Origin of the sequence: uncultured Photobacterium sp., from assembly GCF_947502415.1 — a bacterium.
Taxonomy (GTDB): domain Bacteria; phylum Pseudomonadota; class Gammaproteobacteria; order Enterobacterales; family Vibrionaceae; genus Photobacterium.
On record NZ_CANMZV010000001.1, the window covers coordinates 504,195 to 525,664 of the forward strand.

General features: G+C 41.0%; 22 protein-coding genes and 1 pseudogene. 20 read left to right on the top strand and 3 right to left on the bottom strand.

The genetic code is table 11. The annotated features are described in order from the left end of the window. Positions 1–36 precede the first annotated feature (36 nt). Both Q0852_RS02265 and Q0852_RS02270 read left to right on the top strand, forming a co-directional pair. Complete coding sequence (locus Q0852_RS02265) at positions 37–1,467, top strand: hypothetical protein (RefSeq protein WP_299013368.1); 1,431 nt, start codon at positions 37–39, stop codon at positions 1,465–1,467. Between the two features lie 108 nt (positions 1,468–1,575). Continuing rightward, positions 1,576–1,761: a hypothetical protein gene (locus Q0852_RS02270; protein ID WP_299013369.1), complete on the top strand. Its 186-nt coding sequence runs from the start codon at positions 1,576–1,578 to the stop codon at positions 1,759–1,761. 114 nt (positions 1,762–1,875) lie between these two features. Here the strand turns inward: Q0852_RS02270 and arsB are convergent, their stop codons facing one another. Both arsB and Q0852_RS02280 read right to left on the bottom strand, forming a co-directional pair. Beyond that, the gene (gene arsB / locus Q0852_RS02275) at positions 1,876–2,913 is read right to left on the bottom strand and encodes an ACR3 family arsenite efflux transporter (RefSeq protein ID WP_299013370.1); all 1,038 of its coding nucleotides are present in this window, start codon (positions 2,911–2,913) and stop codon (positions 1,876–1,878) included. A 40-nt stretch (positions 2,914–2,953) separates the two neighbouring features. Further along, positions 2,954–3,139 (bottom strand): annotated as a pseudogene (locus Q0852_RS02280) (ArsR/SmtB family transcription factor); the annotation flags it as partial. Between the two features lie 176 nt (positions 3,140–3,315). Between Q0852_RS02280 and Q0852_RS02285 the strand changes: the two are divergent. From Q0852_RS02285 to Q0852_RS02360, 16 genes are all read left to right on the top strand, one after another. Beyond that, entirely contained in the window at positions 3,316–3,834 is a 519-nt protein-coding gene (locus Q0852_RS02285; protein WP_299013371.1) for a DUF4136 domain-containing protein, read from the top strand. A 431-nt stretch (positions 3,835–4,265) separates the two neighbouring features. Then, on the top strand, positions 4,266–4,463 hold the full coding sequence (locus tag Q0852_RS02290) for a Flp family type IVb pilin (protein WP_299013373.1): 198 nt from the start codon (positions 4,266–4,268) through the stop codon (positions 4,461–4,463). Between the two features lie 63 nt (positions 4,464–4,526). After that, positions 4,527–5,033 carry a prepilin peptidase gene (locus Q0852_RS02295; RefSeq protein WP_299013374.1) on the top strand — a complete coding sequence of 169 codons (507 nt, stop codon included), beginning with the start codon at positions 4,527–4,529 and terminating at the stop codon, positions 5,031–5,033. Between the two features lie 21 nt (positions 5,034–5,054). Continuing rightward, a complete protein-coding gene (locus Q0852_RS02300; protein ID WP_299013376.1) occupies positions 5,055–6,395 on the top strand; it encodes an AAA family ATPase in 1,341 nt (446 codons plus the stop codon). Next, the gene (cpaB, locus tag Q0852_RS02305) at positions 6,382–7,155 is read left to right on the top strand and encodes a Flp pilus assembly protein CpaB (protein WP_299013378.1); all 774 of its coding nucleotides are present in this window, start codon (positions 6,382–6,384) and stop codon (positions 7,153–7,155) included. Before Q0852_RS02300 ends, cpaB begins: the two co-directional genes overlap by 14 nt. A gap of 18 nt (positions 7,156–7,173) precedes the next feature. Continuing rightward, complete coding sequence (locus tag Q0852_RS02310) at positions 7,174–8,691, top strand: type II and III secretion system protein family protein (protein WP_299013380.1); 1,518 nt, start codon at positions 7,174–7,176, stop codon at positions 8,689–8,691. Between the two features lie 13 nt (positions 8,692–8,704). Beyond that, a complete protein-coding gene (locus Q0852_RS02315) occupies positions 8,705–8,953 on the top strand; it encodes a hypothetical protein (protein WP_299013382.1) in 249 nt (82 codons plus the stop codon). Between the two features lie 37 nt (positions 8,954–8,990). Then, on the top strand, positions 8,991–10,328 hold the full coding sequence (locus Q0852_RS02320; protein WP_299013384.1) for a pilus assembly protein TadG-related protein: 1,338 nt from the start codon (positions 8,991–8,993) through the stop codon (positions 10,326–10,328). After that, positions 10,325–10,774: a TadE family protein gene (locus tag Q0852_RS02325; protein WP_299013386.1), complete on the top strand. Its 450-nt coding sequence runs from the start codon at positions 10,325–10,327 to the stop codon at positions 10,772–10,774. Before Q0852_RS02320 ends, Q0852_RS02325 begins: the two co-directional genes overlap by 4 nt. Continuing rightward, positions 10,774–11,259 (top strand): TadE/TadG family type IV pilus assembly protein, encoded by a 486-nt coding sequence (locus tag Q0852_RS02330; protein ID WP_299013387.1) that lies wholly within the window; start codon positions 10,774–10,776, stop codon positions 11,257–11,259. Before Q0852_RS02325 ends, Q0852_RS02330 begins: the two co-directional genes overlap by 1 nt. Before the next feature lie 8 nt (positions 11,260–11,267). Continuing rightward, positions 11,268–12,497 (top strand): AAA family ATPase, encoded by a 1,230-nt coding sequence (locus Q0852_RS02335; protein ID WP_299013389.1) that lies wholly within the window; start codon positions 11,268–11,270, stop codon positions 12,495–12,497. Between the two features lie 2 nt (positions 12,498–12,499). Further along, on the top strand, positions 12,500–13,864 hold the full coding sequence (locus Q0852_RS02340; protein WP_299013390.1) for a CpaF family protein: 1,365 nt from the start codon (positions 12,500–12,502) through the stop codon (positions 13,862–13,864). After that, positions 13,864–14,835: a type II secretion system F family protein gene (locus Q0852_RS02345; RefSeq protein WP_299013392.1), complete on the top strand. Its 972-nt coding sequence runs from the start codon at positions 13,864–13,866 to the stop codon at positions 14,833–14,835. The genes Q0852_RS02340 and Q0852_RS02345 overlap by 1 nt, the downstream gene beginning before the upstream one ends. Before the next feature lies 1 nt (position 14,836). Further along, a complete protein-coding gene (locus tag Q0852_RS02350) occupies positions 14,837–15,802 on the top strand; it encodes a type II secretion system F family protein (protein ID WP_299013394.1) in 966 nt (321 codons plus the stop codon). Between the two features lie 30 nt (positions 15,803–15,832). Continuing rightward, positions 15,833–16,927 carry a tetratricopeptide repeat protein gene (locus Q0852_RS02355; RefSeq protein WP_299013396.1) on the top strand — a complete coding sequence of 365 codons (1,095 nt, stop codon included), beginning with the start codon at positions 15,833–15,835 and terminating at the stop codon, positions 16,925–16,927. A gap of 163 nt (positions 16,928–17,090) precedes the next feature. Continuing rightward, positions 17,091–18,347 (top strand): GGDEF domain-containing protein, encoded by a 1,257-nt coding sequence (locus Q0852_RS02360; protein WP_299013397.1) that lies wholly within the window; start codon positions 17,091–17,093, stop codon positions 18,345–18,347. Positions 18,348–18,442: 95 nt separating this feature from the next. Here the strand turns inward: Q0852_RS02360 and aroG are convergent, their stop codons facing one another. Next, complete coding sequence (gene aroG, locus Q0852_RS02365; protein ID WP_299013399.1) at positions 18,443–19,507, bottom strand: 3-deoxy-7-phosphoheptulonate synthase AroG; 1,065 nt, start codon at positions 19,505–19,507, stop codon at positions 18,443–18,445. A 361-nt stretch (positions 19,508–19,868) separates the two neighbouring features. On the opposite strand from aroG, the gene Q0852_RS02370 reads away from it, so the two are divergent. Together Q0852_RS02370 and Q0852_RS02375 are read left to right on the top strand one after the other, a co-directional pair. Continuing rightward, positions 19,869–20,606: an amino acid ABC transporter ATP-binding protein gene (locus Q0852_RS02370; RefSeq protein WP_299013400.1), complete on the top strand. Its 738-nt coding sequence runs from the start codon at positions 19,869–19,871 to the stop codon at positions 20,604–20,606. A gap of 6 nt (positions 20,607–20,612) precedes the next feature. Further along, entirely contained in the window at positions 20,613–21,431 is an 819-nt protein-coding gene (locus tag Q0852_RS02375) for an amino acid ABC transporter permease (protein WP_299013402.1), read from the top strand. The last annotated feature ends 39 nt before the right edge of the window (positions 21,432–21,470 follow it).

Sequence of the window (21,470 nt, forward strand, 5' to 3'; positions counted from 1 at the left end):
TTTATGCGAATGAAGTACGGTTAGGCTACACAATAAATGAACATCATTAGTAAACTAAGCTTATTATCTGTCCTTTGCGGCCTTGTGACATGTAATGCGGAGAGTCAGCTTGAAATCAATTCATTCAATACGGAGCAGGATCGCCATGCTGCAATCGTAAGTGGTTATGTGATCACGGATCAAAATGACCTGCTATCCGTTCCTGAGGAATTCATTCATATCCATACACTCTCACACCACCTACTCGAACAACATTGGCTTCAAAATCCCAACTTCATTGGGGATGTAACAGAATTAAAGCGACTATTCCGAGAGACCCAATTACCGGAGGCTGCATCTTTTATTGCCACCTTAGAGGCAACAAAAAAGCGTTATCTCAATAATTTGGATAATGTAAATGCCATTGCCAACTCCATGCAGCGTGAAATTGATAAGGATCTGGACTGTTATAATCTCACTATTGATAAGTTACAGTACAAAATTCAGCTACTAGAGACTCCAGAGGAAACATATCAGGCAAAGATCCAAGAGCTTGAAAACGAGATCAAACTTCACTCACAGCACTACAGCCAACTGAGCAAATCGCTACATCAATCTTTACAGCAAACACTTGAAAAGCATGCGCTTAACACTCAATTGATCCATGAACTGAAATTTAACTATGAAAAACAACCACATGCCATTTGCCGACAATTTAAAGGCATGTCGGAACTCGTATCGACAATCCAGAATAACTGTGTCTACATCAACCGTGATCAGCTTTTATCCGCTTTTCCGACAGACTTAAAGTCCGATGCTGAAAAAATCATTGATGCCTACGCTCCTGATATCTGGCAAACGATGACCCGACTCAATGGTTATTTCGACACATCAACAAACAGGCAATACTTTAAGAATAACCTTAAGCGTCAATTGGCAAAGGCTCGACAAGCATTGCGCGAAAAGAAATACATAGACGAAAAGCAGTCTACTCTGTTATTACAGAAGTTCCGTCAACAACTGGCACAGGCTGAACAAAAGCGCAATGACACCATTGATGTCGGTTATCTTGATCAGCACTTTCGGATTGATACCAGCTCCAAAGCATTCGTCCGGTTGATGGAAAATGCCCAATCACCGACTGAACCATTTTCGGAAGTTTACTCAGCCTCCGATATCAAACAAAACTTTACGGATGCCTATGCTAAAAAGCTGCTTATGGAATATCCAGCTGAACTGTATTTCACCGTATCGTCGAACGGTCTCTTTTCAATACCTAAACAAACAAGCGCACAACAGCTTGTTTTTAACTTTGCTAACAATAAAAAATTCCTGACCTATAATGTGGCAAAACAGAGCAACCTTCCTCATGTTATCCGCTCAGACAGTGAACATGTTGAATTAAGCTCTCACTCTTTGCTTGATGAGCTAAACACCCAATTACAAAAATACTGGAGCTCTATGGCTATCGCTTCTACGGCTTACTAAGAGCGAATGATTCGACCTGAGATAATCATAAAAGTATCTCACAGTTAACACACTTCACTCAGCATCAGCCCCCTACACTCTGCTTAACAAGCTATTGGGGGCCATTTAATGGAAGACAAAATACTCATTGCTGATACCAAAGATATTCTGGAAGCATTCGTCGATAACGGACTACACAGGGAGTTTGAAATCTATTGCCAGTTTCCCCATTCAAGTAAAGTCGTTAACGATATTCGACTAAGAGACGTTCGTTCCATCGAGTTCAACGACGGATTCAGGCTTCAAAATAAATAATGACTTCCGGCCCAAAGGATTAGAAGCCATTGAATTCACAACTTACTCTCAACAGACATCAAAGTATTAAACATAAAGTACGCTATCGCCAGCCAGACACAACGGGGACGTCCCTTAAGCAACGTCAACTTTCTGTTTTTCGTCTGGAACAAATTGATGTTTCGTTCTATTCGCATAAGCAACCAGAGACAGCATAACCGGCACCTCAACCAGTACACCAACCACAGTCGCCAATGCAGCTCCCGAGTGAATACCAAACAGACTAATCGCCACAGCCACAGCCAATTCGAAAAAGTTCGACGCACCAATCATACTGCCTGGTGCTGCAACACAATGTGGCTGTTTCCATTTTTTCATCCATAAGTAAGTCACGGCGAAAATCAGATATGTTTGAATCAATAGAGGAACAGCAATGAGCACAATATCAACCGGATTATCAAGGATTGTCTGTGCCTGAAAACCGAACAATAAGATCACCGTTCCAACTAATCCCATAATAGACAGCGGCTTCATTACTATTGAAAGCTTATTTAATTGCGCCTGACTACTAACAACTTTTCGTGTCAGAGCGCCTGCAATTAATGGAATGACAACAAACATGGCCACAGATAACAACAAAGTATCCCAAGGTACTGTCACATCTGTCACTCCCAACAAAAAGGCTGCGATAGGTGCAAACGCAACAACCATAATCAAATCATTAATCGCAACCTGGACAACGGTATAGTTTGCATCTCCTTTTGTAAGCTGGCTCCAAACAAAAACCATCGCAGTACAAGGTGCAACACCAAGCAAAATCATACCGGCGATATATTCTTCAGCCAGTGTAGAGCTGATCCAGTCACCAAATGCGTAGCGCATAAAGAACATGGCCAGCAAAGCCATTGAAAACGGTTTTATCAACCAGTTAACGACAATGGTGATGATTAGCCCTTTCGGCCTGCGGTGAATATTACGCACGGCACGAAAATCAACCTGCATCATCATCGGATAAATCATTAGCCAAATCAGAACCGCAATCACCATATTGATTTGTGCATACTGCAAATTACCAAGAATCGAAAAAACTCCGGGAAACAATGATCCGCCAACAAGGCCAACCACCATCCCAAGCCCAACCCATATACTTAAAAAACGCTCAAAAATTCCCATATCTTCACCAAACATCAAGAAACTAACAATGCAGCAAATAGCTTATCGTCGATTGCGCTAAACCCAATTCATTAACCAAATCACTATTGAGACATCCCTTTTGCCTGGTCAGAATACGAAGGATCCGTATCCTTGCTGGATGCGATAAAGCCTTGGCCGCGCTGACCAACGCGAGCTCCTTGCTTTCATCAATTTCAATACCATCCAGAACCGTTACACAAGCCATTCTTGCATCTCTTTCGGTAATCGTCGAAAGACGATGGTGGCGACTACAACCAAATATTGTCAACTATTATTACTTTTGATGAGAAACCAATCTCCCAAGCAATCCAAAACACAACCAAAATCAAAAAAAAAGGCTTTGCTATACTTACGTCCAGTCGACTTACTAGGACATTCAATATGAGTGCTGTAATTCGTACAATTGTACTAAGCTGCACTATCGCTGCATGTAGTACTGATGTCGTCACTGACTACAATGTTCAGCTAAACTACAGCAAGTTCAAAACCTACCAATTTGCCCCGCGTCCTGCTAACAGTGTTATCACATTGGACTCCGCACGGGTTGAAAATGCAATAGCCTCAGAACTAGGCAATAAAGGACTAGAACAAACAGAATCAACAGCCGATCTCACAATTAGACATTACATCCAACAACAGTCCGATTTTCGTTCGTACGGCACATCGATCGGTTTTGGCTATGGATACCGAAATGTTGGTGTGGCTTATAGTGCCCCTAGTCAATTTCGCGAATACCAATATGGAAAACTTGTTGTAGAGCTTATCGAAAATAACAACAATAATGTTATCTGGCGTGCAATCTCACAGCGAAAGCTAACAGAAAACATGACACCCAGTTCAAGAGAAGAGTTCATTGACGAGCAGATTTTTAAAATGTTCAAAAACTACCCACCGCAATAAATATGAAAAGTGTTTTATATTTATTGTTTTTCTATAGATAAGAGTCCTTCTTTATTAAGAATAAAGAATATCTTTTACTCTCCAAACATCATTATCATTCGCTAGTCTATAAAGATCCCCCTGTCAACCAAATAAATAAACTCATGCGCATATCAAACATGTCTCAGAATTAAGAAATACAAAAAAGTTATTAGTAAAAAAAGTACTAATAAAATCATTATCAGCTTACTTAAAACTAACTAGCCTTATGGTTTAATCAAATAATCATTTATATACATAAACTTAGGCAACATATTCACTTATCACTAAACACGATATTAATTTTTTTGTCTTTTTTGGTTTTTTTTAACCTTTGAGCTAAGTTTAAATTGTCTTAGTGATAAGGCATTTAATGACTAAGCTCATTATTTTTTAATCAAGGAGTATTAAGCATGAATAACTTGAAGAATTACTTAATCGAATTTTGCCGTGATGAAGAAGGTCTAACAACGGTTGAATACGCTGTTGCAGGTTCTCTTGTGGCTGCAGCGGTTGTTACTGCTTTTGAAGAACTAGGTACTCAAGTCGGAACTGTTATTGATGACATCAACACCGACCTTGGAGGTACACCAACGGGTGCTGGTGGTTAATATATAACTATCGTATTCCCGACTGATGAACACCATCAATCTATAACTATTAAGGGAATGAAGATGAACATTGTAGTTATAACTATCATAATGTATGCCGCGATGTATGACTTAAGGTTTTGTAAAATCCCTAATCAGACTGTCATTGCGATCATTATAATTGGGCTAACGCAGTCAACTATAACTACTTTTGGTTTATTTCCAATTCATTCCATTTCTTTAATTGATTCATGCCTTGGTTTTTCCTCCGGGCTAATAATCTGTTTATTCCTACATTATGTAGGAGTATTTGGCGCCGGAGATGCTAAATTATTAGCATCTCTCGGCACTATTGTTGGGTTCCCATATATTATACTTCTTATCTCGGTGGCAATATTTACTGCTGGTTTTTTGTCATTATTAAGATTAACTTGCTATGGTGAATTTAATGACTTATGTCGTCGCTGGTGTAATGCCATCATTTATAAAAACTATCAAGCACCCAAAATAAACTCCGTAGCGTCAAGTGCCGTACCAATGGGCGGAGCTATATTACTCGCAACCATGTTCTGTCACTTTTATTTGCTCTAATTTACAACCAGAGGAATAATTATGTTGAATTCCACATCCTCTAAGTTCGAACGTTGCGATAGCAATGAGCCCAAACGTTTAACGGCTAAACCCAGAACTCTGGAACAGACAGGGATCCCTCTTCGAGTTCTTGAGTCATTAGTGATCAAGCACTTATCACAAACGACTGACCTTGATCTGATCTCGCTATCCGAAAAAATAGGATTACCAGGAAACTTAATTGAACAACTCATACAAAAACAAAAAAGTGAAGCTTTAGTTGAGGTTAGAACTGATGGCCGTTTTGGTAGTGCCATGCGCTTCGGTCTAACACAAAAGGGAATGATTCTCGCACAGCATGAGTTAATGCGTGACGGCTATCTTGGCCCGGCACCAATCTCTCTCGAAAGTTATAAAAAACTTGTCGTCAGCCAATCCTCAAAACAAGAATCCGTCACACCTGACATTCTAAGGGAAGGTCTTAACGACCTTATTTTACCTGAAGACATTGTCGGCCAGGTTGGTCCTGCACTAAATTCAGGCAGAGCCATTTTCATTTACGGCTTACCCGGCACGGGGAAAACATATATATCACGTCGTTTGGTACGCCTGTTCCAATCCGATGTCTACATTCCCTATGCGGTATGTATCGGGAATCAAGTTTTACAAGTATTCGACCCAATCATCCATAATCCGGTACAAACAAATAAGCAAAAAACACTACGGTTAGATGACGGATACGACAATCGGCTCGTGCTATGTTCCCGCCCTGAAGTTGTTGTCGGTGGTGAACTCACATCAGAAATGCTTGAAGTTACTGTCGACCCGACATTTCGCATCAACCGAGCCCCATTACAAATGAAAGCCAATAACGGCATTTTGCTAATTGATGATTTAGGACGACAAAAAGTCTCGGTCGATGCCATCTTAAACCGCTGGATTATTCCCCTTGAAGAAAGCATCGATTATTTATCAATGGCTTCAGGCGAACATTTCGACATACCTTTTGAACAAGTTCTGGTCTTTTCATCAAACATTCATCCAGCAAAACTCGCTGATGACGCATTCTTACGACGTATCGGCTACAAAATTAACTTCGGCCCAATAACTGAAGATGACTACACCTATCTATGGCACCAGGAGTGCGAAAAACACGGTATTACAACTACTAATGAAGGACTTAACTTTGTTCTAAATCAGCTTCATAAGGTTAACAACATCCCACTACTGCCCTGCTACCCGCGAGATTTAGTGGCGATGTGTAGTAACCAAATTAGCTTTTATCAGCACCCACCGCTCATTAATCCACAGTTAATCGAGATCGTCTGGGGTTGTTATTTCGTCGACCATGACGAGGCAGGAGGAAACTATGGCGAAGGGTAAACTATTTCTAATGCTATTTGTGTCAATTCTGATGGGTACCGGCGCATTATTGCTGGCTAATAACTGGATCCAAAAGAAACAAGCAACGTTAACAAACCCACCATCTGAACAACAAGTAGTTGAAGTCATTAAAGAAGAGCCGCGTGTTGCACGAGTCGTAGCCCAGCAAAATATTCCACTCGGCACCAAACTTGAGTTAAAGCATATCAAGCTCGAATACTATCCCGAAGAACTCGTTATCGACACCGGGTATAGCACCACAGCTCAGGTAATTGGAATGCTGACTCGGAATGAAATTTTCGAAGGGGATATCCTACGACAAGAGCGCCTGGCCTTACCCGGAGAAGGTACCACTCTTGCCGCACTTATTTCACCTAAAATGCGAGCAGTCACCATCCGCGTTAACGATGTCATTGGTGTGGCCGGATTCCTGCTCCCCGGTGACTATGTTGACGTTATCTATGCACAGGAAAAGGTCAACAGAGCCCATACTGTTTTGAAAAAAATCAAAATATTGGCTGTAGACCAAACTGCACGTACAGATGAGTCCAAACCCATTATTGTCCGAGCTGTAACACTCGAACTAACTCCTAAGCAAGCGGAATCACTGATCACAGCAAAATCAAAAGGGAATTTGCAGCTTTCACTGCGTAACCCAAATGACCCAGAGGAGAAACCAAAGCGAATTTACCGCCGAACCACTGAATCTGTCACCGTCATCAAAGGCACCGATACAAGCCGTGTCAGTGTAAGAATCTGATAACAGGGAGTAAATGACATGGAAAAACAACCAATTAAAATAATCAGCATAAATTGGTTATTGGTCATTTCGGTAGTATTAACAAGCATTGTATTTAGTGCCTACAGCTTTGCCGCTCGAACTCAAAGTGTCGCTGTACCACAAAATAAATCTCGTCTTGTTGAGATTCCCGGTAGCGCGAAAAAAATCTCGGTGGGTAACCCCGCCGTTGCCGACATACTTATCTTGCGCTCAAATAAAATTTATGTGCTTGGTAAACAACTCGGAACAACCAACGTTATTGTTTGGGATTCAAGAGATCGTTTAATTACTGTTCTCGATGTGGAAGTCACCCACGACCTCAATGCGTTAAAAGCCAAACTTTATGAATTCATGCCGAATGAAAAAATTTCGGTTTTTACCAGCCAAAATAAGCTCGCGCTTAGCGGTGAAGTAAGCAGCGCGGAGAAAATAGCAACAGCCGTCGAAATTGCCAACACATTCACAGGTAAAGACACCGGTATAATTAACTTAATGAAAGTCAGCGGCTCTCACCAAATTATGTTGGAAGTAACCGTTGCTGAAGTCCAGCGCTCATTGGTACGCGAATTTGATTCGAAATTTATTTTTGCTCGAAATGGTAGCAATTGGACCTGGGGGGGGGTTAACGGCGGTGCAAGTTTCCCCGATGCTATAGCAACTGATGGTAGTCGCTTTCCTATCTTTAACCCAGGTAATGGCGCGGTTGTCGGGCCGGTGGTTGATGAATTAGCCCCTAACCCACTGAATATTGATGATAACGGCTTATTTGCTAGCTACTTAAGTGGCAATACCCTATTCACTGCCGCTTTTAATATTGCTAAAACCAATGGGCTTGCAAAAGTACTAGCCGAACCAACGTTAACCTCACTCAGCGGCGAGCAGGCCGAGTTCCTGTCTGGTGGTGAATTTCCAATCCCTGTCCCCAATGATGAAAATGTCACTATTGAATTCAAAGAATTTGGTGTGGGATTAAAATTTTTACCAACAGTTGTATCCGCTAACAGCATCAACTTGGCTTTAAATATTGAAGTCAGTGAAATTGCCAACCAAAATGCTGTCACTATTACTCCAACAGGCACCGGTTCACAGTTCTTCATTCCTTCTTTAACCAAGCGTGGGGCAAAAACTACCGTTGAACTGGGTAATGGCCAAACTATTGGTATTGCAGGCTTATTAAATGAAAACATCACTGACGTCGTCGATAAACTACCTGGTTTGGGCGATCTACCAATCATAGGTCAACTATTTCGCAGCCAGGCTTTCCGTAAAGGTGAAACAGAGCTAATCATTCTGGTCACACCTCGTCTTGCCAAACCTATCCGTCGTCAGGACATAACATTACCAACTGATAACTTCGTTGAACCCAATGACTGGGAGTACTACCTACTCGGACGAATGAGTGAGCTTAAGAAAAAAGATATATCAACGAATACTTATTCCCAAGCGACAACAACTTCACCCACGACACTTTCACCAAATTCCGGCTCCGAAGGTCAATTTGGCCATAGCTTATAAGAGGTATTCAACGATGAAATATATATTTATTACGTGCTTAAGTTTGTGGGTCTGTAGCCCAGCCGTAGCCAATGAATTGCCACTAGGAGATAGCCTTAACCAGTTAGTTCGGCTACAAACCGTTGACCCTTTAGCAGAAAATCGCGTACCGACAGGCTCACCACCTTTTAGTGGAAAAAAAGCCAATAAATCAATTAACACCGAGCAAAAAGGTGTTAAATCAGAAAAAGTTAAAAACAAAAAAATTATTGTTGATAACTAAGTAAAACACCTAAACAGCAGATAGGCGGAGGTGAAAGATGGCAACGAGACACAATATGGCCTCACCACTTAAAACACAAAAAGGCATTGTTGCTATTTTTGCAACGCTGGCTATGGCTGTAATGATTGGCGCAGGCGCTCTAGCACTCGATATTGGTAACCTTACTTTGTCTAAAGGTAAGCTACAAAACCTTGCCGACTCAGCCGCCCTCAGTGCGGCTAAAACAATCGATTTAGGTGGAGACCATAGCGAAGCTATAGCAGCCGGCAACCAAACAATCACAGATAATTTAAATCTCGATGGATTTGATTCTATATCTATTAGTGATGCCAATATTACTATCGAGTTTTCCGAAACCTTGCCCTTTGATACCAGTACGGCAACGGCAACTTCTCCCTATGTTCGAGTACGACTCGAAAATATAGATATCCCCGATTTTTTAGTTTCAGTATTTAGTGTCGATCTCAATACCAGAGCATCAGCCGTTGCCGGGCCAAGCACAAGTGTAGAGAGAGCCTGCAATATCGCCCCATTAAGTATTTGTGAAGGTGATAGTGCAAGTACAGTATCAGGTTATTCAAGTAACAGCTTGCATGTACTGAAAGCCTCTTCATCAACAGATTCAAGTGTTGGTTCAGGTAACTTTCAACCTGTTGCCCTAACCGATAGCGAAGGAAATCCACTCTCTGGAGCCAATTCTTATAAAGATGCCTTGGCCGGTAGTTTTGATGCCTGCCTCAATGTCATTGAAAACGAACCTATCTCTACAGAGCCCGGCAATATGGTTGGCCCTTCTTTGGGAATAGATACTCGCTTTGGCATTTATAAAGGTGATTTAAAGAAAGATTCAGCCTTATATCCGCCCGACATCGATTCATCCTACGCGTCTGATTACGTAAAAGTTAAAACAGAAGTCCAGGTTGATGCAGATGGTAATACTATGATTGATACTGATGGTAATGCCATAAACAAATATGTCGCCAATAAAAGTTATAACGACATGCATAACTACAGTAAATACACGACGACCTACTCTAGTATTGACTACGAAACTTGCCTGGCTTCATCGTCATGCCAAAGCCAGGGGTACTATCGCCGGATTATCACCGTTCCAATTCTAAAATGTGATGAGGCCACTAAATCCGGCGGACGTATGGATATTCCACTAAAAGGTCTTGCCTGCTTCTATCTGGTACAACCCATGAGTGTCACCGAACATGAAGACGATAATGGCGGTGGCGGAAACGGTTCATGGCTCATTGGCGAATTTATCTCTGAATGCCGAATTAATACAGGTAATCCAGGCCTGAATCCTAATGAAGATGGTCCGTACAAAATAGTGCTATTCAAAGATCCCGATAGCGAGGACTCATGATGAAAAACGTATCATCTGTACATGGCCTGGCAATGGTTGAATTTACCATTTTATTACCTATTTTCTTGGTAATACTGCTATCAACAATGGAGCTTGGGCGTGCTTTTTATACCTATACAGAACTGGAGAAACTGACCAGAGATAGCGTTCGGTATATATCAAGTACAATAATTACCGGTGATACTGGAACTATTAGCTTAACTCAAGATCACATTGATAAGACAAGTAACCTTATTGTCTACGGTAATATTGAAGGCGGTGACAAATCTTTACTTCCTGCACTAACAACAGATCAGGTCAGCGTCACTCTAATCGATAATCATATTCAGGTTGAAATCATTTACCCCTATCAACCTGTCCTTGCTGAGATCCCTGATTTTTTTAATAACGGTGCCATCTCTCTTAATTTCAATATGACATCGAGCTATATCATGAGGGTGTTGTAATGAAAATATTAAGCCTAAAAAAACAACAAGGTACAACTATAGTTGAATTTACTGTCGTTGCATCCTTATTTTTTATTCTTATCTTCTCTGTCATTGAGTTTGGTCGATTATTATTTACATGGCACGTATTAAATGAAACAAGTCGACGCGTTGCAAGACTTGCCAGTGTCTGTCAGGTAACAACGACAGAGCAAGCCGATACCATTAGCGCAGGTATTGTAAACAGCGTCCCGCTTCCTAATTTTACCGCTAATAATATTAAAGTTCGCTATCTCGATGCTTTTGGTACAGAAGTCGCACTTCCATTAACAACGACCAGTAACTACCTTCAGATTCAATTTGTTGAAGCTAGTATTGATAGCTATCAAATTGACTTAACCATTCCCTTAGCCACTTTTGGCTTGAACTTTACTGCCCCTGAATTTAAGACGCTACTACCTAGGGAAAGCTTAGGGGTAACAAGAACCGGCTTTACAGACTGCTAAGGTGATTTATGAATAGTATCAGCACGATTTCCATAAACGATAAAGCGGCTAAGCAACCGCTGGCCACCCTTATTGATGGCTGGGTCATAAGTGATAATGAGATTTTCGTAAAACCTTTTGAGACTTACGTCTCACAGTGGCCAAATACGCGATTTAGCCACTTAAATAGTTTTGAATTTCGTTCTCAACTACTAACAATAGACAGTCAATCTCCACCAGATATGATCATTCTTGATGGTAAAACTGATTGGGTGGCTGCCGCAGAGCTTATTAAAACAAAACTCGGAAATGAAACTCAAATTATCCTATTAACTGAAAACTCTGATACAACAACACTGAGGCATGCCTTAAAGGTTGGATTTAAGGATGTACTCACCATTCCCTTTGACGAAGCAGAACTTGATCAGCATCTTTATGACTGTGCGACAGAAAAACGGAATAATCAAAATCAAGGACAAGTCAGTGTTTTTATCAATTCTAAAGGTGGAATGGGCGCAACTATTCTTGCAACCACAGTAGCGCACCTAATTGCATTAGAAAAAACAACTAATACAGCTCTAATCGATACAGATGCTCAGTTTGGTTGTACTGCGAGCCTACTTTCAACCTCACCTAAGTTCTTACTGAGCGATGCACTTGATCAGGTCGATGATATAGATGAATTTGCCTTAAATGGTATGCTAACTAAACATGAATCAGGGCTCAGGTTTATAACAAGCCGTTCAGAAGAGCTCGTTGACAACCTTCCTGAATTTAAATCTATAGCTTTTAACCGATTTCTACTTCAAGTAAGAAATAATTTTGATCACGTAATTGTTGACCTTTCTAGAGGACTTGAAAATGCAACCCTTCCAGCTGTAGCCGAAGCTAATAATATATTCATTGTTGTTCAGCAGTGCATTCCAGCGATCAGCGAAGCTGCTACGTTAATAAAACAACTAAAACATCTGTTAGGAATCAATCAAAAAAACATCAAAATTATTGTCAATCGCTATACCAAGAGCAATGAAATCAAACCAGATGAGATCAAAAAATCATTACATGTTGATGAGCTAATTTTAATTCCCAATGATTATCAATCCGTCAACTCATCAACCAACTTAGGAGAATTGCTTGCTACTTATTATGAAAAAAAACCGATAGTTAGGAAATTAAGAGAAACCTCTGATTTCATTATGAACAAACAGTCAGAAGAAGCTCATGGACTGAAACGCCTCTTCTCATTTCTAAGGAGTTAGCTATGTTTTTGAAAAAAAATACAACAACTATAGAAACAAGTCATGACAGTAGAGAAAACAGCCATGACCAAGCTAGCTCTCAGCACCACCAAAATAGCAATGAACGTCGCATTAAGCAGCAACTTCTTGACTCGCTGTTTAATTCGTTAGATTTATCTTTACTTGAAACTCTTCCAGAACAACAGGCACGCAGCCAAATATCAGAGACCGCAGCACTATTACTCCTTGAGCAAGATGTCCCTCTCAATGCTGAAAGTCGCAAAAGAGTGATAGACGAAATTGGAGATGAAATACTTGGCCTTGGACCATTAGAACCCCTGCTTAAAGACAAAAGCATCTCCGATATTCTTGTAAATTCTCACAGCCAGATATACGTAGAACGTAAAGGTAAACTTGAACATACTGATGCCTCATTTCGAGATGACAGCCACTTGCTCAATGTCATTGATAGAATCGTATCTCAAGTTGGACGTCGCATAGATGAAAGTTCTCCCATGGTCGACGCTCGCCTGAAAGATGGTTCTCGTGTCAACGCTATCATTCCTCCATTGGCTATAGACGGGCCATCACTTTCAATTCGTCGTTTTGCCGTCGAAAAACTTCAAATGGAACAACTCCTTGATTATGGAACACTGAACGCCGAAATGGCGCATTTCCTTGAAGCAATTGTTCGGGGCCGACTCAACATTCTCATTTCAGGTGGAACCGGCTCAGGCAAAACGACAACCTTGAATGTATGTTCAGGCTACATACCAAAAAATGAAAGAATTATAACTATCGAAGACTCAGCAGAGTTACAACTCCAGCAACCACACGTGGTCCGTCTTGAAACCCGACCACCAAATATCGAAGGTCGTGGCTCAATTACCCAACGAGAACTGGTTATTAACTCACTCCGCATGCGTCCTGACAGAATTGTGGTAGGTGAGGTTCGTGGTGGTGAAGCTGTTGACATGCTGGCAGCAATGAACACAGGCCATGATGGCTCAATGACCACTATTCACGCTAATACCCCGCGAGATGCACTAGGCCGAATAGAAAACATGTTCGCGATGGCCGGATGGAATATGCCAATTAAAAATGTCCGAGCCCAAATTGCTTCGGCCCTCCATGTTGTTGTTCAGCTTCGTCGAATGGAAGATGGCAAACGCCGCATTACCAGTATCGTCGAAATTAATAACATGGAAGGTGACGTTATCACGATGACCGAACTATTCCACTTTAAACGAATGGGAATTGACGAAGAAGGTAATGTGCTTGGCCATTATCAAGCGACAGGAAATATCCCCTCGTTCATGGAAGCATTCAAACACATGGGAATTGATCTTCCATACTCTTATTTTACCGCACCTAACGGGGGCCTATAATGGATCAGAACCTCCAGCTATATCTACTGATATTATTTATCGCTGTAGTGATCATTTCACAAACACTTTTAATATCAACTACAGGTACAAGAGCCAAGCGTTCACGCTTGCTAAAAAATCAACTGAATCTTATTGCAGAATCTGGTAACGTTCATCAACAATCACTGTTACGGAAAAACTATCTAGATCAATTATCCAGAACTGAACGCTGGTTAGAAAATAATAAATTAGGTGAATACCTTGGTGAAAAGTTATCTCTTGCGGGCCTTGACTGGAAAGCCTATAAGGTAGTTATCTGGCTAACCGTCGGGATAGTGGTTTTTAGTCTGGCTGTATTTCTTTTTACGCGCAGCCTTCAATTTACTCTGCTCACTCCTCTAGCTGTCCTAATCATGTTTAGTTTATGGCTTCGCCAAAAAGCTGAAAAGCGCCTGACACAATTCGAAGAGCAGTTTGTCGAGGCTTTAGATGTCATGAAACGAGCTTTACTCGTCGGTTACCCTTTCACAGAGGTAATGAAAACCGTCAGTGAGCAAATGCCGCCACCAGTATCAACTGAGTTTGGAAAAACATTTGTTGAGCTCAATTATGGTATCGACCTAAAAATAGCACTAGCCAATCTGGCTCATCGAAATCCATCAGTAAGTGTCCTTGCCTTTAATAGCGCAGTCATTATTCAAAAAGAAACCGGTGGTAATCTTGCGGAAACACTGGAAAAACTATCAGATGTCATCAGAGGGCGCTTCAGGCTTATGCGAAAAGTAAAAACACTTTCAGCAGAAGGTCGTATGTCAGCCTGGATTTTAATGCTAGTTCCTTTCGTTCTGTTTTTAATGCTTTACATTAACAACCCTGGCTATATAGCTCCGCTGCTTGAATCAGAACGAGGGGCTACCGTGCTAACTGTAACCGGTGTCAGCATGTTTGTAGGGCTACTATGGATACGAAAAATATTACGTATCGAGGTGTAATATGGACTACATCATCACACTTATCAATAGCATTGTTGAAAATGAAACCTATTCAAAATGGCTTTTCCTTGGTTTGGCGTTTCTCAGCGCTGCGGCACTCACAATTAGTGCGGAGATTTTGTTTTCAAACCTATTCAATCCATTAAAAAAACAATTAAATATCATTTCAAGCAACAACAAAAGACCTAATGATGACGAAGCAAAGCAACAGTTTGATAAGACACTAGAATCTATTGAAAAATATGTCACTCCACATTCAATTAAAGAGAAACATAATACCAGACAACTACTGATGCATGCAGGTTATGAAAAAGAAAGTGCCCTTACCTCTTTCTATGCAATAAAGATAATTCTTGTGATTTTTGCGTTATTCGGTTCTTTAATTGTCACTCGTTTTTTCCCGGAACTTAGCAGCCAGAAAGTAATCATTTACACTGTGATCGCTATGGGAGTGGCAACATTTCTGCCAAACTTTGTCATTAATCGCATGGCTGAAAACAGAATTAAAGCACTAAAAAACGCCTTTCCTGATGCATTAGATTTACTAGTTGTCTCATCTGAAGCAGGCCTTGGCTTCCTTGCAGCTCTCAACCGAGTGGCAGTAGAAATCAATTCTGTTTCACCATCACTTAGTCACGAACTCCAACTTATCGGGCAAAAGGTTAGGGTCGGAATACCAATGCCTATCGCTTTAAACCAGTTTGTAGAAAGAACTGGACTGATTGAGCTTCAGGGACTAATTAGTATTATCAGTCAATCTGTCAAACTAGGTTCAAGTATGGGGGAAACTCTACGAGAATACGCTGAGGAATTTCGTGACCGCCGGATGCAAAAAGCTGAAGAAGAAGCAGCAAAAATCGGAACCAAGATGATCTTCCCTCTGGTTACCTGTATTTGGCCTGGTTTTTTTGCCGTCGCAGTTGGCCCCGCCATTATCAAAGTATTAGATATGTTCGCAGGGAAGTAATAAGTAATCATTAATTGAGGGACACATATTATGCGCTTGGTAAATTCAAAGACAAAAAGCATGGCTTATAGTCTGCTGCTTTTCACCGTCGTCCTAGGTGGCTGTGCCTCAAGTGAGGAAACAGCCAAAGACCAAAATATCGATTTCAACCATGAATTATATAATGGTAAGCCTACTCTAAGCTTATCAAATGAGTTTCCTCCTGAGACCCCTCAAGAAGCGATTATGAGAGGTGATAAAGCCTATCTAGCCAATGATCCTGACTTAGCCTTATATGAATTTATTCGCGCACTAAGTTTCCCATCACAGGATAACGCAGATCAGGCCTACTACAAGATTGGCTACATCCACCAGCAACGTAAAAACTATGAACTAGCAAAAGTGGCATATTCTCGTGCAGCGTTAATTGATGAAGACAATATTCAATATGCAGCTTCGATTGGTATTGTCGAGTTGAAATTAGGAGAACAAGACAACGCAAGAAAACAACTATTGCGTACAGTACGAATGGATCAAGAACGTCAGGGAAACAAAAGCTTCGATCAAAATAAAGATACTTTTGCTCGCGAACTTACCGTTGATAAAAAATCTCCACTCAATGCTTATATTGGGCTTGGGATCCTCGCAGATCTTGACGCAAGGCATAAACAGGCTCAGCAAATCTATCAAACCTGCCTAAGAGTTGATGGGAAAAGCTATAAAGCACTAACTAATCTTGGGTATTCCTATTACCTGGATGGCAACCTCCACCAGGCAGAAGTAATTAACCGTCGTGCGACAACCTTATACCCTAACGATTCAAGAGCATGGGCGAACCTTGGTCTGACTTATATTAAAGCCAAACGCTACGACGATGCAGTTGACACCCTATCCAGGATAATGAAAAAAGAAAAAGCATTAAATGACATTGGTTATTTTGCAATGCTCGCCGGTGACTACGAGACTGCAGTCAATTATCTTGAGCAAGCGATCAACGCCAGTCCAACCTATTACGCAAAAGCATACCAAAACTTAAAAAGAGCCAAAAAATTACAAATTACAGCGCCTCCGGTAAGGCTCACTAACAAACGAGATGCTGAACAGTCTCAAGCAACAGTATATACAATCACTGACACTACTCATTAAAAAACAATGTTAAAGAAAAACCTGATCTTGTTTCAGGTTTTTCTTTATAGAACATAACACAACAATAAAACCATAATAACTAAGGTTGATAATCAACCAACAAAAACGTTCTATCTTCTTGTTTTATCCAAGATCTTTATTATCCTTAAAACAGGATATCAATATGAAACGTAGTGCAATCAATATGTTGAGACCAAATACATTAAAATCTACGTTTTTACGTTTCTTAATCCCGATTTTAGCAGCCATATCTGTAATTTTGGGAAGTGATTGGATATCTAAATTTTGCATCACAAATCACGACATCGTCACAATCACCCCCTATCTGCTTCTCTTTCTCGCAGCAATACTTAGTTATGCCATAAAACAAATGAGCACAGGGTTAGCTTGCGGACTCTTATTTGGCACTTATTATATAATCCAAAATCAACTACAAACCCCTCTTTCTGAAGACACTAATTGGTTAAAGTTCGTATTACTTGCAAGCCTATTACCACTTAACCTTTTAAAACTTCACTTATTTATTGAGAAACCTTTTCTATCAAAAACAACTTTAGCTTTTATATGCAGCATTTTAGCTCAGTTATTCATCTGTGATTTACTAATAAAGAACCTAGATTTGTCGTACTTTTTGACTATACAAAAGCCCTATTTTCATACGCTAAATGATCTATCTCCCCTTCCTTTAGGCATTATTGCAATTCAAGTTCTATTTCTGGCCATAAGTAGTCTTGTCGTATTGAAAAGAAACCTTAGCTCTGATCTCTCACTCTTCATCTCTCTTCTTCTCACAAGCTTAACCTTCACCTTTTTCCACCTCAATTACATTTCAACGGTTCTTTTTACTCTAGCTGCAGCTTTACTCATTTTTAACCTGATTTTTTACAGTCATGAACTTGCTTTTGATGATCCTCTGACAAAGATTCCAAGCCGTAGAGCACTGGAAGATGATCTCAAGAACCTAGGCAACAAATACACAATCGCAATGCTAGATATTGACTTCTTTAAAAAATTCAATGATGTATACGGCCACAGCACTGGTGATAATGTTTTGAAATTAATTGCCTCATTGATGAGCTCAACAAGAGGAAACGCCAGAATATACCGTTACGGCGGTGAAGAATTTACAATATTATTCAAAGGAAAAGAGGCACATGACTGTATTGAATACTTAGAAGAACTTCGCTCTAAAATTGCTAACTATGACTTAGTACTCCGGGATAATTCGTTTCGCCCTGAGGATGAATGTATCGGCAAAGAGCAACGTCATAGCAGTACAAAAAATCAATCAATAAACATCACCGTTAGCATAGGGGTTGCTGACAACTTTAAATTAAATACCCCAATTGATGTTCTAAAAGCAGCTGACCAAGCGCTATATCAAGCCAAAGAATCTGGACGAAACCAAGTCAAATGCTAACTTAATGCTAAAAAGCCTGGTAAAAAACCAGGCTTTTTGTATGTTGTAGTGTTTTTCAAGGTCGTTATCTTACCGTCCTCATTACCAATTCTATATTAAACAGACTTGTGTAATTTACGACGTTTCCTAACATCTTCAGCAAGCTGGTGAAGCACTTTTTCTGTATCTTCCCAGCCAATACATGCATCAGTAATACTCTGGCCATAGGTTGTCACTTTGCCATCAACAATATCCTGACGCCCTTCGATCAAGTGGCTTTCGATCATGACACCAAATATAGCGTCATTACCTGATGCGACCTGCTGACCAACATCTTCAGAAACCACCATCTGACGCTTGAACTGCTTCAGGCTATTTGCATGACTGAAATCAATCATCACTTTTTTACGTAAACCGGCTTTTTCCAACTGGTCAGTAATAGCATTAACGTGCTCAGCACTATAGTTAGGCTCCTTGCCACCACGAAGAATAATATGACAATCCTCATTACCTGCCGTAGATACAATCGCCGAGTGCCCGTACTTAGTTACGGATAAAAAATGATGGGAAGCACTGGATGAGCCAATAGCGTCTGTTGCTATTTTAATATTACCGTCAGTACCATTTTTAAACCCAACCGGGCAAGAAAGGCCAGATGCCAACTCGCGGTGTACCTGAGATTCTGTTGTACGAGCACCGATTGCACCCCAGCTGATCAAATCGCCCGTATACTGCGGTGTAATCATATCCAAAAATTCACCAGCAGTTGGCATTCCCATATCAGTCAAATCAAGCAACAGCTTGCGAGCAATCCGCAAGCCATCATTTAACTTGAAGCTGCCATCCATATATGGGTCATTGATCAGCCCTTTCCAACCAACGGTTGTTCGCGGTTTTTCAAAGTAAACACGCATAACAACTTCAAGTTCACCCTGTAATTCTTCTCGCAGCGCTTTTAAGCGCTGTCCATATTCCAGAGCGGCTACCGGATCATGAATCGAACAAGGTCCCACAATCACTAATAAGCGATCATCATCATCATTCAAAATCTTATGAATCGACTGACGTGCTTGAAAAACGGTTTCAGAAGCACTTTCAGTTGTAGGGTACTTCTCCAGCACAGCAACTGGTGGTAAAAGTTCTTTAATCTCACGAATGCGTACGTCATCTGTCTTGTGCATGCTTATTACTTCCTGTGTTACTCCACCGCCGACCGTAAGAAATAATTTACACCAGCAGTTGACAGTATTTCCCGATTCCAATTGACTTTAACTTATCGAGTTATTTGGGGTTGTGCAAACGCTATTTGTAATTTAACTACATATTTTTCTTCAGAATTCACTTTTCAGAGCATTTTCACCAATAATATCCACCAAACTTATTAACCGATTACACAATAAAATCCTACATCCATCGCTTTCTCTCGAGCAAACAATGAGCAACAAATTGCATTTTTCATCTTTTGTGGCTCAGAACTTTGAAATAACCCTACGAAAGCAATAACATAAGCTCAACAATTAAAAGTATTCTGAGGTCAGTTCTGTGTCTGACAATGAAGTCATTTCTTTTAGAAATATAGATAAATGGTATGGTGAATTCCATGCTCTCAAAAACATCAATCTGATCATCCAACGTGGCGAACGCCTCGTTATCTGTGGTCCTTCCGGATCCGGAAAGTCCACGCTCATTCGCTGCATCAATGGACTTGAGCAGTTCAACTCAGGTCAGTTGCTAATCGCTGGTCAGTCCCTAGATAATAAACACTTGCGAACAATTCGCGGCAAAGTAGGCATGGTTTTTCAGCATTTCAACCTTTTTCCTCATATGACAGTTTTGGAAAACCTTACCCTTGCCCCTCGCCGTACGCTAAAAATGAATAAGGTTGAAGCAGAAAAAATGGCCCGCGAGTTCCTTGAACGCGTCCACATAGGCCATCAGGCAGATAAATACCCTGCACAGCTTTCTGGCGGACAACAACAGCGCGTAGCTATAGCCCGTTCCCTTTGTATGAAACCAGATATTTTACTGTTTGATGAACCAACCTCAGCGCTAGATCCAGAGATGATCCGGGAAGTTCTTGATGTAATGAAAGAGCTCGCCAATGAAGGCATGACAATGGTGTGCGTCACCCATGAGATGGGTTTTGCACGGCAAGTAGCCGATCGTGTAGTCTTTATGGATGAAGGTGAAATCGTCGAAATAGCCCCACCATCTCAACTTTTCGATCATCCAAACCAACCTCGTACCCAGCAATTCCTAGAACAAATACTGAGCTATTAATTTCTCATGTTGAAGAATATTCACCTTACATCAACCGGTAGAAAGGTTCTTAAACCGGTAGTATCTGGGCTATTGCAGATAGGAATGGTGGCTGTAGGTTTATACTGGTTGCTCAATAGCGGTGCCGAAGCGATAAACTATAAATGGCAGTGGTATCGGATCCCCCAATATCTCTGGTTTATAGAAGATGGCGAATGGTTTCCTGCCGAGTTGCTTGAAGGGCTACTCATTACCCTTAAAATATCCGCTGTCAGCCTGATATGCACCTTAGCTATAGGCCTGACTACAGCACTGTTACGATTGTCTGACTCTATTATTGGCCGGGCTTTAGCTCGGGGATATATTGAGCTGATACGCAATACACCACTATTAGTACAAATCTATCTGCTGTATTTCGTTTTCGGGCCAGTACTCGGTTTAGAACGCTTTACCACGGCAGTATTGGCACTATCGCTATTTCAAGGGGCATACACCGCAGAGATCTTTCGCGCCGGACTGAGCAGTATTACTAAAGGACAGTTTGAAGCCAGCCAGAGCCTTGGGCTATCACAAACAGACAGCTATCGATTTGTCATCCTGCCACAGGTAATTAGACGCATTCTGCCACCACTGACTAACGAAGCCGTTTCACTCGTCAAGAATTCATCGATTGTCAGTGTGATGGCGATTTTCGACTTGACGACTGAAGGGCGCAACATTGTCGCCGACACCGCCATGCCATTTGAGGTGTGGTTCACTGTTGCCGGCATTTACCTATGTGTAACCCTGATACTGTCCGGTTTCGCAGCTTGGCTGGAGCACAAGCTCAATGTACCGGCACATTAATTCAAAGAACAACTGGCTATAACAACAAGGAGAGAGGAA